This is a genomic window from Nostoc sp. LPT (genome assembly GCF_017115165.1).
Classification (GTDB): domain Bacteria; phylum Cyanobacteriota; class Cyanobacteriia; order Cyanobacteriales; family Nostocaceae; genus Nostoc.
On record NZ_JABXKF010000017.1, the window covers coordinates 12,943 to 27,951 of the forward strand.

Annotated in this window: 9 protein-coding genes and 1 pseudogene; 8 read left to right on the forward strand and 2 right to left on the reverse strand. The window is 42.0% G+C overall.

Translation table 11 applies throughout. From position 1 onward, the window contains the following. Positions 1 to 42 precede the first annotated feature (42 nt). From HWQ58_RS03125 to HWQ58_RS03140, 4 genes are all read left to right on the forward strand, one after another. The gene (locus HWQ58_RS03125) at positions 43 to 2,901 is read left to right on the forward strand and encodes a caspase family protein (RefSeq protein ID WP_292857596.1); all 2,859 of its coding nucleotides are present in this window, start codon (positions 43 to 45) and stop codon (positions 2,899 to 2,901) included. 493 nt (positions 2,902 to 3,394) lie between these two features. Beyond that, positions 3,395 to 4,684: a glucose-1-phosphate adenylyltransferase gene (locus tag HWQ58_RS03130; RefSeq protein ID WP_292857598.1), complete on the forward strand. Its 1,290-nt coding sequence runs from the start codon at positions 3,395 to 3,397 to the stop codon at positions 4,682 to 4,684. Between the two features lie 47 nt (positions 4,685 to 4,731). Continuing rightward, entirely contained in the window at positions 4,732 to 5,322 is a 591-nt protein-coding gene (locus HWQ58_RS03135) for an AAA family ATPase (RefSeq protein ID WP_292857600.1), read from the forward strand. Positions 5,323 to 5,449: 127 nt separating this feature from the next. Continuing rightward, positions 5,450 to 6,466, forward strand: a complete 1,017-nt coding sequence (locus HWQ58_RS03140; protein ID WP_292857602.1) for a J domain-containing protein — start codon at positions 5,450 to 5,452, stop codon at positions 6,464 to 6,466. A gap of 464 nt (positions 6,467 to 6,930) precedes the next feature. Here the strand turns inward: HWQ58_RS03140 and HWQ58_RS03145 are convergent, their stop codons facing one another. Both HWQ58_RS03145 and HWQ58_RS03150 read right to left on the reverse strand, forming a co-directional pair. After that, complete coding sequence (locus HWQ58_RS03145) at positions 6,931 to 7,467, reverse strand: peroxiredoxin (RefSeq protein ID WP_292857604.1); 537 nt, start codon at positions 7,465 to 7,467, stop codon at positions 6,931 to 6,933. A 176-nt stretch (positions 7,468 to 7,643) separates the two neighbouring features. Then, positions 7,644 to 8,255 (reverse strand): peroxiredoxin, encoded by a 612-nt coding sequence (locus HWQ58_RS03150; protein ID WP_292857606.1) that lies wholly within the window; start codon positions 8,253 to 8,255, stop codon positions 7,644 to 7,646. A 131-nt stretch (positions 8,256 to 8,386) separates the two neighbouring features. Between HWQ58_RS03150 and HWQ58_RS03155 the strand changes: the two genes are divergently transcribed. From HWQ58_RS03155 to HWQ58_RS03170, 4 genes and pseudogenes are all read left to right on the forward strand, one after another. Next, positions 8,387 to 10,735: an amylo-alpha-1,6-glucosidase gene (locus HWQ58_RS03155; protein WP_292857608.1), complete on the forward strand. Its 2,349-nt coding sequence runs from the start codon at positions 8,387 to 8,389 to the stop codon at positions 10,733 to 10,735. 463 nt (positions 10,736 to 11,198) lie between these two features. Then, complete coding sequence (locus HWQ58_RS03160) at positions 11,199 to 12,683, forward strand: galactose oxidase-like domain-containing protein (protein WP_292857610.1); 1,485 nt, start codon at positions 11,199 to 11,201, stop codon at positions 12,681 to 12,683. Positions 12,684 to 12,744: 61 nt separating this feature from the next. Continuing rightward, positions 12,745 to 13,680: a hypothetical protein gene (locus tag HWQ58_RS03165; RefSeq protein WP_292857612.1), complete on the forward strand. Its 936-nt coding sequence runs from the start codon at positions 12,745 to 12,747 to the stop codon at positions 13,678 to 13,680. Positions 13,681 to 13,951: 271 nt separating this feature from the next. Then, positions 13,952 to 14,848, forward strand: a pseudogene (locus HWQ58_RS03170) (transposase); the annotation flags it as partial. Positions 14,849 to 15,009 lie beyond the last annotated feature (161 nt).

Sequence of the window (15,009 nt, forward strand, 5' to 3'; positions counted from 1 at the left end):
CTGTCAAGATTATCCCGCATTTACCAAGCCAAGGTGTGTTAAATGGCACGATATGCGCTTGTTATTGGCATCGCTGAGTATCTCAGCCCATCATTACCGCGTTTGTCGAAGACTACAAATGATGCTGAGGCTGTAGCGCAACTTCTAGAGCAATATGGTGATTTCCAGTCTGTGCAAAGACTACCACAGCGCTGGAATAAAGATAAAAACGGCTATGAAATGGCAGTGCAAAAAGTTACTGGCGCTCAACTGGGCCAAGATTTGAGAACTTTTTTACTAGAGCAAGCTGCTAATAATGAAGCACTAATTTATTTTAGCGGGCACGGTTTTACCATTTCCGACAATTTGGGACAACAAAAGGGATATTTAGCAAGTTCCGATTGTCAGATTGAATTTAAAGAAAACGAAAATGTTGAACAAAAATATGGCATTCCCTTGGATAGCCTTAACGACTTAATTCGAGATTCGCAATTGAGTAGTTTAGTGATGCTCCTCGATTGCTGTCATAGCGGCTATTTCCTGGAAAGACAGTTAATAGAAAAAAGTCTTAACGCTTTCAGTTCGCAAAAGGATTATTACTTAATTACAGCTTGTCGTGGCTTTGAACGCGCCGGAGTGATTAAAAGTGAAGAATACAGCATTTTCACAGGTGCAGTTGTTAAGGGATTGGCGGCAGAAAATGCAAGTAGTAGTAGGCGAATTAGTGGCGATCGCTTGTTTGATTTTGTCAGCAATGAACTTAAAGGTTCTGTACAGGAGCCGATTCGCATGGGTTGGGGACGTTCGATTACCTTGGTGACTTATCCCAAATTAGATATTTTTACAAAAGAAAAAATTGCTTTCAATCAGGAAAATCCTTATCGGGGACTTTATGCTTTTGAATCAGAACAAGCGCAATATTTTCGTGGACGAGATGAAGCAGTTCGTACCCTAATTTCACGTTTAGCAGAGAGTCATTTTTTGGCTGTAATTGGCTATTCAGGTAGTGGTAAATCTTCCTTAGTAAAAGCAGGTTTGTTACCGCAACTGAAAGGCGATCGCCTTCCTGGAAGCAGTCAATGGGAAATCGCATCTTTTACACTAGGAGAGCATCCTTTAGGTAAATTAGTTGATATTTTAGCTAGGCAACAGCAGCAAAATAAACCGCATCTATTATTTATCGATCAATTTGAAGAAGTATTTACACTTTGTCAAGACGATGAGGAACGCAAAGCTTTTATCCGCTTAGTGGCACAGGAAGTAAAAAAAGGTGAGGGAGAAACGCGGATAATTTTGACAATTCGCGGTGATTTCTTAAATCGTTGTGCTGACTATTTAGAAATTATTACTCTCATCAATAGCATTCCTCCCACATCATTCATCGTCACACCAATGTCTTTTGCTGAGTTAGAAGAAGCAATTGAAAAACCAGCAAAATTACATGGGGTAACATTTGAGCGTGGTTTAGTTTCGCAAATTTCCGCCGATGTCGTCAACCGTCCGGGTGCATTACCCATACTGCAATATGCACTCAAAGAGTTGTGGCGAGTTTGCATTGAAGAACCTGAATCGCCACAACCGCTTTTAACTCGCAAAGGCTATGAAGAAATTGGTGGAGTTAAAGGAGCTTTAGACAAACGAGCGACAATTTTGTATCAAAGTTTAACAACTATAGATCAAGCCTTTGCGCGTTGCTTGTTTATGGAATTGGTGCAATTAGGTGAAGCTGGAGAAGTGACGCGGCGGCGTGCTAGCTGGGATAGATTAGAAGCAATTTCAGATTCTCCACAACAATTACAACGGGTTGTAGGATTACTGGCAGGTTCTCAACAACGCTTAATTATCACTGATGAAAAGACGGTTGAAGTTGCTCATGAAGCACTTTTATCTGAGTGGAAATTATTAAATAGTTGGATTGCTGAAAATCTGGAGAATATTCGTCTCAGTCGTTCTTTAGAGGAAGATTGCCAGGAATGGCTACAAAGATTTAATAAATCGGATGAAGCACTATTGACAGGTGCAAAATTGGCTGTAATTTCTGAATGGGTGAATAAGATTCAGCCAAGACTTACGCCATTAGAAGCGGAATTTTTGCATAAGAGTTTGGAGAGACGCGATCGCCAAAATCAGGCAGAATTAGAGCAAGCAAAAAAACTCCAACAGCAAGCAGAAGCTAAAGCCAAAGCTGAATCACAAAGAACTAGATTTGCGATCGCCTCTGCAATACTTGTAGCTGTATGTGGGGGATTAGGAGCGTTTACATGGCAACTTAGCACAAAGAATAGCCTGAAGGATAAGATCGCTTCTGGAGCATTAATTGCATTGCCTGAGCTACTTTTGCAAACAGGGAATCAGCTTGATGCGATGATAGCAAGTGTACAAGTACTTAAGCAATTTCAAGATTTAGGTATAGACAATGCTGACGCACTTAATCGACTTAAATTAGTGATAGATAAAGTGCAAGAACACAATCGTTTACAGGGACATACAGATTCTGTTAGCAGTGTAAGTGTTAGTCCTACAGAAAACCTTATTGTTTCTGCAAGTCATGATAAAACTGTGAAACTTTGGAAGTTGGATGGCACTCTGGTTAAAACTATGAGACATGATGCTGCTGTCTATAGTGTAAGTTTTAGTCCTGATGGTCAGTATATAGTCTCTGGTGGTGGTGATAAAAAAGTTAAGCTTTGGAAGAAAGATGGTACTTTCCTTGATTCGGTTACAGAAGACAAAAATATCTATTTTGTCAATTTTAGTCCTGACAATAAAATAATTTCTACTAGGGAAGATGGCACTGTAAGGTTATGGGAATATAATTCATCAAAAATTATACAAAAACCTTATAAAACCATACTAGGAAATGGCAAAGACGGAGTTTGGAGTGCAGAATTTAGTCATAATAATAGTAGTAAAATTCATTAATTAGATTCTTCTCGTACAATTCTCTTTGGAGGGAATTTTATTGCTTAACTGATTTCAAGCGATCGCCTGAATCCATAACCATAACTACCAAATGGGTTATTAGCAAATAGACCTCTTGCAAAAGTCAAAAAATTAAAAATGTCATTCTGAGCGGAACGCAGTGACAGAAGAATCTCACTACTCTGTTTAGCTCCGCTCGATATGACAATTTAAGCATTTATGCAAGAGGTCTGATCTCTTTAAACTTATGTTTTTTTACCATAACCTGAAATTTAGTTATGTCTCTCAGCATGAGTGTAGTCTAGCGATCGCACCCCCTTCCTCATCCCAATTAATACAAACGTTCTATTTTTTCTCTTGATCGCCCCCACTATCCATCATCAGTAGGATTCTGTAAAATTCATCCCAAAGAATCAGATGATCCCCCTTACCTGTGGTGGCAGACAGTCCTAAACTTAAGATGAGAGTTGAACAGGCAGTCGGGAGAAATTTTGTGAAAAAAGTATTATCAATCATTCTTGGTGGTGGCGCGGGTACTCGACTTTACCCACTAACCAAACTCCGCGCTAAACCAGCAGTACCAGTAGCGGGGAAGTACCGCCTAATCGATATCCCTGTTAGTAACTGCATAAATTCCGAAATATTCAAAATCTATGTCCTGACACAATTCAACTCAGCTTCCTTGAATCGTCATATCGCCCGTACCTACAACTTTACTGGCTTCAATGAAGGGTTTGTGGAAGTGCTAGCCGCACAACAAACACCAGAAAACCCTAACTGGTTCCAAGGTACAGCAGATGCTGTACGTCAGTATCTGTGGTTAATGGAAGAATGGGATGTAGAAGAATATCTAATTCTCTCAGGCGATCACCTCTACCGCATGGATTATCGCCAGTTTATCCAGCGCCATAGAGAAACCGGGGCTGATATTACTCTCTCAGTCATCCCCATTGATGAGCGTCGCGCCTCAGATTTTGGCTTGATGAAAATTGACGATTCTGGTAGAGTAATCGATTTTAGCGAAAAACCTAAAGGTGAAGCGTTACTCCAAATGCAAGTTGATACAAGTGTACTGGGATTATCAAAAGAACAAGCCCAGCAACAGCCTTACATCGCTTCAATGGGGATTTATGTCTTTAAAAAAGATGTTTTGTTCAAGTTGTTGAGAGAAGGTATAGAAAGGACTGATTTCGGCAAAGAAATTATTCCTGATGCCTCTAAAGATTACAACGTTCAAGCTTACCTTTTTGATGACTACTGGGAAGATATTGGAACAATCGAAGCATTTTATCATGCCAATTTAGCCCTAACTCAGCAGCCTCAGCCACCTTTTAGTTTCTACGATGAAGAAGCACCAATTTATACCCGTGCTCGCTACTTACCTCCAAGTAAACTTTTAGATTGCCAGGTGACAGAATCAATTATCGGCGAAGGTTGTATTTTGAAAAATTGCCGCATTCAACATTCAGTGTTGGGAGTGCGATCGCGAATTGAATCTGGCTGCGTCATCGAAGAGTCCCTACTCATGGGTGCAGATTTTTATCAAGCTTCTGTAGAACGCCAATCTAATGTAGAAAAAGGCGACACTCCTGTAGGTATTGGTACTGACTCGATTATTCGCGGTGCGATCATTGATAAAAACGCCAGTATCGGCCACGATGTTAAAATCATCAATAAAGATAACGTGCAAGAAGCTGACCGAGAAAGTCAAGGTTTCTACATCCGTAGTGGCATCGTTGTCGTGCTGAAAAATGCTGTAATTGCCGATGGAACCATCATTTAATAGTGCTGAGTGCTGAGTTGTGAGTGCTGAGTTAGGAGTTATGAGTTATGAATAAAACTTCTAATCACTCTTCACTCCTAACTTCTAACTCCTCATTCTTAACCTCTTACTCAGCACTCAGCACTCAACACTCAGCACTGATCTTACTGATTGGTCTTCCAGGTAGCGGTAAGTCAACTTTGGCAAAACAATTACTGGCAGAATGCCCCCAAATGGCGCTAATTTCTACAGATGCCATTCGGGGGCAATTGTTCGGTTCCCAAGCCGTTCAAGGGCCGTGGCTACTGATTTGGCGCGAAATTGAGCGGCAATTTCAGCAAGCTATTTCCACAACTAATACAGCTATTTTTGATGCCACCAATGCCCAGCGTCGCCATCGTCGTGAAGTGATTACTTTCGCCCGTAACCTGGGCTTTACCCACATTAGGGGAATTTGGGTAGATACACCAGTTTGGCTGTGTTTGGCACGGAATAAAAAGCGATCGCGCCAAGTTCCAGAAGAAATTATTTTGCGGATGCACCGTCAACTCCGGGATGCTCCCCCAAGCCAGGAAGAAGGACTAGACAGCCTGAGCCGCTTATCAGAAAAATCGGAGTACGGGAATTGCTATCCCTTGGTGAGCGAGAACCACACTTGATTTTCTATATTTTTTGTTAATTTAAAATCAGATTCTTGATTCTTTTTGTTTGGCACTATACCAGGCAAATTAAACATCTCTCATCTTAAAAAAAAACATAACGGGAATTTCTATAGGAGGCTGGTAAATGGCTGCAACCGACTTCAAGGACTATTACGCTATTTTGGGAGTCAGTAAGACTGCCAGTTCAGAGGAAATTAAACAAGCCTTTCGTAAACTAGCCCGCAAATATCACCCTGATGTCAACCCAAACAACAAACAGGCAGAGGCACGCTTCAAAGAAGTTAGCGAAGCCTACGAAGTTATATCAGATCCAGATAAACGTAAAAAGTACGACCAATTCGGTCAATATTGGAAACAAGCTGGTGAAGGTTTCCCATCTGGCGGCGCTGGCCCCGATATGGGTAACTTTGACTTCAGTCAATACGGCAATTTTGATGAGTTCATTAATGAGTTGCTAGGACGCTTTGGTGGTGCTACCCCTCGTGGTGGGGCGCGACAAAGTCACTCACGAAGTTACTCTTACCGCACTTCTCCAGGTACGTCAACTAATTTTAACAGCAGCTTTAACAACGATTTTGGGTTTCAAGATGGAAGTGTGGGTAGTACCCAGGATAGTGAAGCTGCGATCGCTCTAACTTTTGCTGAAGCATTTAATGGTGTGAAAAAGCGTTTCAGTTTAGGTAATGAAACAATAGATGTCAACATCCCATCTGGGGCTAAAACTGGTACTCGCCTACGAGTGCGGGGCAAAGGTCAGATCAACCCCATGACTCAACAACGGGGGGATTTATACTTAAAAGTCGAACTTCAGCCGCACACGTTCTTCCAAATGGAAGGCGATAACTTGGTATGCGAAGTGCCAATCACACCAGATGAAGCTACTCTGGGAGCGTCTATTGATGTACCTACTCCCGATGGTTCAGTTAATGTCAAACTACCAGCAGGAGTGCGTTCTGGTCAATCTCTACGTTTACGTGGCAAAGGTTGGCCTCTCGCCAAAGGTGGACGCGGCGATCAGTTGGTGAAAGTGGCGATCGTTCCACCAAAAGACCTCAGCCAACAAGAACGGGAATATTATGAAAAAATCCGGGCTATACGAACTTATAATCCCCGTAGTCATTTGAACCAATTCAGGCTTTAATAAGCAAAAAGGGAATCCCCATAATTAAAATCTCGTCATTACCCACATTTTGGTAACAGTCAAAGTATTATGCTAAACCACATCTTGTCTAAAACTTAAGTTCTGCGGCTCAGAGCTACTGTTCACTCAAGTGGACTTGAATGATGTTCGGGTGAATGTTTAACCGAACTTAAGATGAATTGTTGTTTAGTCCAGTTAAGAGAACTTGAACTATTAGCCTTTGAATTGTATTCCGAGGTTGAATAGCAACGAAGCTAAAGATAAAACAGATGTGGGTAATGACAAATAATAATAAAGGGATTTTTGTGGCGATCAACTAGCGTCAACTTCGCTCACTATTAAAGCCGAGCGAAGTCGAACTCTTAAGATTTGATTAGGGTCTGATTACAATTCAAATCTTAAAAGTTCTCAATTCCCGATCCCTAGTTTTCAGCACCAATTCAAGTTATTTTGAATATTTATAATCAATTGAATTGTTCTAACAATGTTTCAACACTGGCATTGTGAGCCAAAAAAGAAAATAAATGCCAGTAGCGCAGTTTTCCTTCTTTATCTAATACAAACTGTGCTGGTAAAGGCGCTCCTAGTGCTTGTCCTACTTGATATGTACGAAAAATTCGACAACTAGGATCGCTCAATAAAGGCATTTGTAAGCCTAAATTTTTCACAACTATTTGACTCTGCCGTTCATCAGTACTAGTAATCATTAAAACTTCTATACCGCGATTTTTGAATTGCTCGTAGTTTTCATTCAAGGCTTTGATATGAGGAAAACAAAAAGGGCAATATTGCTTTTCGGTAAAGATGCGAGTAAAGGCGAGTAATACTGGTTGTTTGCCTTTATAATCAGACAATTTTACTAAAGTTCCGTTGGTAATATCTGGCAATTGAAAGTCAGGTGTTCCCACTCCAAATCTGAGTTGATTGCTAGCTGGGACTGGTAAAAGATTGCGGAAGAATCGCTCATTTAATAAGCCACTAAAGTCAGTTGAAGTCAGCATATTTTTAACCTTGATTCTTGATTATTTAAATACAATTTTATAAATAAACCACAGATATATGACGGAGGTTGACATTGTTTAATGTGTATCTCTGTTTATCTGTGGTTTATCTGTGGTTTTCATTGATTTTGCTTTCAACTCCAAAAGGCTGGATTAGAGTTTTTTAGCCAGCTAAATTAGACAGCAGAGAAGTAGACTTTAGACTTCACTGGGTCAGGATTCATTGTCTTGTCACCAGGTTGCCAACCAGCTGGGCAAACTTCGTCAGGGTGAGACTGAACATACTGAATTGCTTGTAATGTCCGCAGCGTTTCATCAACGCTACGACCAAAAGCTAGATTGTTAATGGTGGCGTGCTGTATGATACCATCTTTATCGATGATGAACAGACCACGCAAGGCAATGCCTGCTGCTGGGTCAAGAACGTTGTAAGCGGCGCTAATCTCTTTCTTGATGTCGGAGACTAGAGGATAATTCAGGTCGCCAACGCCACCAGACTTACGATCTGTTTGAATCCAAGCGAGGTGAGAAAATTCACTGTCAACCGAAGCCCCAAGGACTTCAGTATTGATTTTCTTGAATTCTTCGTAGCGATCGCTAAATGCTGTAATTTCAGTAGGACAAACAAAGGTAAAGTCTAGTGGGTAGAAAAACACAACGACATACTTACCGCGATAATCGGAAAGTTTGATTGTCTTAAATTCCTGATCTACCACAGCCGTTGCTGTGAAATCGGGAGCTTGTTGACCAACGCGGAGGCTTCCTTCGGTTCCGTAAGTAAGGGACATTAATCTAATTCTCCTTTATCGGTTTAGTAGCGTTGGAATTTGGGTCAAGTACAATTTACCCATCCACGCTCTCACAGTTTAATTACGATCTGTTACGACTATATCATACTCATAACGATTTTGAGTAGCAAATGCCTGATTTAGATACAAGAGAATGGTTGCTTACCAATGGCTTGGGAAGTTTTGCCAGCGGTACAGTTTCTGATGTCCGCACGCGCACATATCATGGTTGGCTATTTGCCGCGACAAACCCACCTTCTGGAAGGACTCTGCTGTTTTCGCACCTAGAAGCTAGCTTGGAAATATTAGGGAGGGTTGTGGCACTAGGGACAAATGTTTGGGGTAACGGTGAGATTGAGCCAACAGGTTACGAACAGCTACGCCGTTTTGATATTAACCCAGTTCCCAAATGGACTTGGGGTCAAGATAACTGGCAATTAACTAGACAATTGGTGATGCCCTATGGTTTGGTGGGGACTGGGGGCTGGGGATTGAGGATTGGGGACGCAGGGACGAAGGGACAAGGGGGCAAGGAGACAAGGGGGTGGGGGAGCGGGGGAGCAGGGGGAGATGAGGAGGATAAGCGGGATAAGGGAGACAAAAGGGAATTATTGAATAAATCTCTCCCTTATCTCCCCCCTCTTGCTTGTCTCCCTCATCTCTTCTCCATGCCCAATGCCCAATTTTGCCATCGAATTTTAATCCAGTATCACTATGAGGGAAGTGAAACAGCTATTTTACGGTTGCGACTGTTGATAGCAGAACGTGACTTTCACCACCAGCAAACTGCTAGTCAAGAATTACAGTTTTCACAATTGCTAGGGCAACAGCAAGTCTGTTTACAAGCAATCAATTCTGGGCGCTTCGGCATACCTTGGCACTTACGCTGGACACAAGGAAATTATCAACCAGATGCAGTTTGGTATTGGGATTATAGATTGTGTGAGGAGACAAAACGGGGGTTAGGCGACAAGGAAGACCTCCACAGTCCTGGTTACTTGATAGTCACACTTCAACCAGGAGATACGGTGACTTTAGAAGCACGAGTCGGTTTTCCCGACTCAGTGCCAAGTGTTCTCACCCTCAAAACTTTTACAGAAGCTGTGGAGGCAGAGCAAGAAAGGCTCTCACAGATTTTTGGATGGAGAGAGGAAGCAGGGGAGCAGGGGGGACTCGGGGCCCCCTCTGGGGATAGGGGGGAGAGGGGAGCAGGGGAGCAGGGGAGACAAGGGGGAATTATTGAACAAGTCTCTCCCTTATTTCCCCCCTCTTCCTTGTCTACCTTGTCTGTTCTCAATGCCCAATGCCCAATACCCAATGCCCACTCCCCAATCTGGCAACAACTACTTAAAGCAAGCGATCAATTTATCGTCTATCGAGCCTCAATTGCAGGCCCCACAGTTATTGCTGGTTATCACTGGTTTAATGACTGGGGACGCGATACATTAATCGCTTTACCGGGGTTGGCACTAGTTCCACAGCGCTTTGACCTAGCAAAAGGAGTATTGCGAACTTTTGGGCATTATTGTCGCCACGGTTTGATTGCGAATGCATTTCCCGATCTCAATGGCGAACCAATTTATAACAGTATTGATGCGGCATTGTGGTGGATTGAAACTTTAGGACTTTATTTAGAAGCTACCCAAGACTGGGATTTTTTGACAGAGCAATTCCCTGTAGTACAGCAAATCTATAAAGCATTTGTCGGTGGTACACATTTCAATATCCAGGTCGATGCTACCGATGGGCTAGTTAGTTGGGATGCTCGTGGTGTAGCTCTCACCTGGATGGATGTGGTAATTGGGGCACACCCCGTCACACCCCGTTATGGGAAGCCAGTGGAAATCAATGCGCTGTGGTATTCTGCTCTATGTTGGCTGAGTCAGTGGGCAGAGCGCTTGAGCCAAATGGAATATGGCTCACCAGTGCGTCTCACTAAGCAAGCACAGCGTTATGCTAACCAAGCACAACACGTAAAAATCTCACTGCAAAAATTCTGGAATCCTCAGCTAGGTTATCTGTACGATACTATTGAGCCGGACGATCGCCGGAATTTTCAAATTCGTCCGAATGCCGTTTTGGCGCTGTCGTTACACCATTGTGGGTTTTCTGAACAGCAAGGGTGTCAGATATTAGATTTGGCAACTACTAGCTTGCTCACACCTTATGGTCTTCGCAGTCTCGATCCAGGAGATCCCGAATATAAAGGGAAATATGAGGGCAATCAACAGCAACGCGATCGCGCTTATCACCAAGGCACTGTTTGGACTTGGCTAATTGGACCATATATTCGGGCTTGGCAACGTTTTTATCCACAACAAGCGTTGCCTTTTGATTGGCAACCCTTGCTAGATCACTTTTTCTTTGACGCTTGTCTTGGTTCTATTTCTGAGATTTTTGATGGCGATTCACCTCACACACCCAGAGGAGCGATCGCTCAAGCTTGGTCAGTTGCCGAAGTAATCCGCTACATTAAATAGTTATAGGGATACAGATGGTCTTGGATAATCATTCTTGATTAACATACATCCACAAATTAATGTTGCTAGTTTTAATCTACAAAACCCTTACTATATAAGCTTTTTATTAATTTATCTGATTATCCAAAAGTGACTAGAGATTTTCGATGATTTCACAAATTGAGGCCGCAAAACCAAAAATTTTTATTTTCTTCTGTGAGAAAATAAAATATGAAAAAAGTTTATCAACGAGATGTAGTATTCTTAATAGTAGCAATGTATTTCAGGCTTAATTAGATGCTCTACAGGATGGATGATTGACAGTGCAATTACTATTGATAAAGCTGATTTTACATTTATTTATTATAAACACATCATATCTTAACGCTAAATAAGCCTAAAGAAGTATAGATATGAATTGAGAAATAAATTAATAAAATAAAGTACAAAAAATCAAGTTCACGTAGGAAGAATTGTAAATAAAGTGACTCAACCTAATAACAAGACTAACCTTCAAGAGGAAATCGATTTAGGGACTTCTATTGCTCTGGCTACTACTACAGATAAATGGCAAGTATTGTCGTACAATGCTCCAATCCTACCTATACATGCCGCTCTACTTCGTACTGGTAAGGTATTCTTGTTCTGTGGCTCAGGTAACGATCCCAATCGGTTAAATACTCCCTATGACAGTGTGGTCTGGGATGTAAACAAGGGAACCTTTTCCCCTCAAGCGCCTCCATTGGATAGTAACAATCAACCTATGGATATTTTTTGCGCTGGTCACTCCTTCCGCCCTGATGGTATGTTACTGGTTGCAGGTGGAACTTTGCGCTATGACCCATTTTATGGTTCACCCTATGCTCTGATGTTTGATCCCATTGCTGAGAAATGGGTCAAGATACGATCAATGAATAATGGTCGCTGGTATCCTACTGTGTTAACACTAGGCAGCGGTCGAGTCTTAGCAGTATCTGGGCCGGATAAAGATGGCAAGCTCAATAGACAACCAGAAATTTATTCTGCTTTCTTTGCAAATGGTTGGAAAGCTTTTCCAACAACTAGTGCCTTACCAGCATACGCACATCTGTTTCTACTAAGTAGTGGAAAAGTTTTTTATTCAGGTGCTCAGATGGGTGGCACTGCAGTGACACCAAGGATATTGACCCTGCCAGAGACATTTACACAATCCATTACAGAAACAGTGGTGACAGGGCTGCAAGACATAGCTTTTGGCGATCAAGCTGCCAGTTTGCTTTTACCACCTGCACAAGACCAAAAGGTGATGATTCTCGGTGGGGGTAGTGGTAAGACAGCAACAAAGAGGGTAAATATTGTCGATTTAAAAGTTAGTAATCCAACTTACGTAGCAGCAAAGCCTTTAAATTATCCCCGGATGCATCACAGCGCAGTTTTATTGCCCGATCGCACAGTGTTTGTTTGCAATGGTAGCAAAATGAATGAGGACACAACACAATCAATGCTGCCAGCAGAAATCTACAATCCAGCTACAAATACTTGGACAGTAGTAGCTAAACAAAATGTCCCCCGCGTATATCACTCGGTGGCCTTGCTACTACCAGATGGTAGGGTCGTCACAGCTGGGGGGAACCCTCTACGGAGGGTCAATGAACTGCGATTAGAAATCTACAGTCCGGCGTATATGTCGCGATCGCGACCAGTTATTCAGAGCGCTCCTCAAATATTGAACTACGGGCAGCAATTTACGATTCAGACACCCCAAGCTGCAAATATTAAATGGGTTAGTCTGATTAGACCAATCGCAACTACCCATTCTTGCGATACAGAACAAAGGTTAGTAGATGCACCCATTATTTCTAGAAACGCTACTTCTGTTAAGGTCACGCTAACAAACAATCGAAACATCGCACCCCCAGGCTGGTACATGCTTTTTATTAGTAACAACAATGGAACACCCTCAGTAGCAACTTGGACGCAAATACATTAGCGTTATCTGTTTACGTTGCCACTGCTACCTAATAAAAGTCATTAATTCTAGGAAGGAAAATATGAATTACAAGCTATCACGTCGAAAGTTTGGACAGTTGGCACTTGCTGGAACTGTAGTATCTGGACTTAGTTATCTCACCAAGAAAGCCTTGGCAGAAACACCAAGTGTAAATATTGTAGGTATAGGTTCTAGCCCGATCGTTACTGCTGACCAAACGGTTATTACAGAGGTAAACACCACTGAATTAGTAGAGAACACTGCCCTAAACAGTGTAAGCACAGATATTAAGCCTGTAGGACTAGTTTTGCAATCCTTAATGACAGGAAAAGCTCAGGTACTTACAGATAAAAGTACACCTCTATTAGAACCTAATGAGATATTGAGTGGTTTTACCTCTTTAAGTGATGGCACACTTGTTGTAGCCATTACTCCAGTTGCGCTTAGTCGAAGACAGGCGACACCTACTCGCATTACATTTTTGGGTACGCCTGTAAAAACTTTGATAGTCTCAGGACTTAAACCAAATCAACAGCTTGGGAGCTTGCTAGGTACTAATGATGGGCGACTCATTGGTCTAGTAGGTAAGAAGAACGGTACACCACCAATCAGATTGGTAGATATTAACCTTCAAACAGGAGAGATAAGTTCTATTAGTAAGATTAAATTCATGGACGATGAGCGGGTCAGCAATTTAGCTGAGTGCCCAGATGGAATACTTTATACCTCTTTAGTTGGTGCGTATGGTGATACAACTCTGGTGCAGCTAGATTCCAATCAAAAAAAGCCGATCAGACTAGGACAATTGAAAGTTAATGGTCAAGCATGGAATAATGGCTTACAAAGCTTAGTTTGCTCTGCAACAGGTCAACTCCTCGCCTTTGGAGCTATGAGATATGAGACACCTAATGCTGTGTATATTGTTGATAAGAACAGTGGAAATATGACTCGGCTGCAAGACTTTGATACTACTCAGATTACGCGTGCTCGTGCTTAGAAGGAATTGAGCTTGATATTTCTAATAAAAAACTGCCTAGCCCTCATCTTTGCTTGAGGGCTTTTTATTAGCATTGATTGGTACAGCTTATCCCTAATTACCACTGCTTTATCTGCGCCAAATGGCTAAGAAGACAGCACCTGAAGCGTTCCCTTGCTTCATTTGTGATTTCAGTCCTCAGTAGCCGTGATTTACATCACTTTTAGGAGTGACGTGAATCACGGTTGCTGGATTGAATTGGTATTAGTTACCCCTGGAAATTCTAATTGTTGGGAAGAAAGGTTTTCCCCAATTCCAAAAAGATTGTCGTTCGGTTGAGTACAAAACATCAGGATGGAAGCTTGCTCCTGATCGCAAATCTATAACTTTTACCGACAAAAAAGGTATCGGGACTTTTAAACTCAAAGGTACTCGTGACTTGCACTTCTACCAAATTAATCAAATTAAACGGATTAGATTGGTAAAGCGGGCTACGTCGGTGTACGTTCAATTTTGTATTGATGTAAATCGTTCTGAAAACGTAGAACCTACTGGTAATACAGTCGGGTTAGATGTTGGTTTAAAGGAATACTATACCGATTCTGATGGCGTGATGGTCGAGAATCCTAAATTTCTCGCCCAAGGAGAAAAAGTTCTTAAGCGTTCACAGCGTCGTGTTTCCAAAAAGGTAAAAGGTTCAAATAACAGAGGCAAGGCTAAACAAATTTTAGGCAAGCGCCACCTCAAAATAAGTAGGCAATCGTATTGCACCATGCAGTGAAGCTTGCACAGTGCGTAGTTCAGTCTAACAACTTGATAGCCGTGCGTTGACTTGAGGATTAAAAATATGGCGAAAAATCACTGTTTAGCCAAGTCAATAAATGAGGCATCTTGGTATCAGTTTCGTGTCTGGGTTAAGTACTTTGGAAAGGTATTTAAGCGCGTCACGGTTGCGGTTAATCCACAATATACGAGCCAGGAATGTTCTAGCTGCGGTGAAATTGTTAAGAAAACACTATCCACCAGAACTCACGCCTGTGAATGTGGTTGTGTCCTGGATAGAGATGAAAATGCAGCTAGAATTATCCTTAGTCGAGGATTGGGTACGGTAGGGCATATCGGAACCTCTGCACTAGATGTAGGCAACGCTTGCAAAGATGAAACCTCTACTCTAGTTGGTGCAAACTGAAGAGAGCAAGTTATGTCTTAGATTCAAGAATCCCCGTCCATTTATGGCGGGAAGTGTCAATCTATTAGATTCTCCTTTGGAGTACGGCGATCGCCTTTTCGACAGCTAAGAATCTTTATCATCTACCAATACGCTTGGGTTAGCGTCAACAACGATAAACT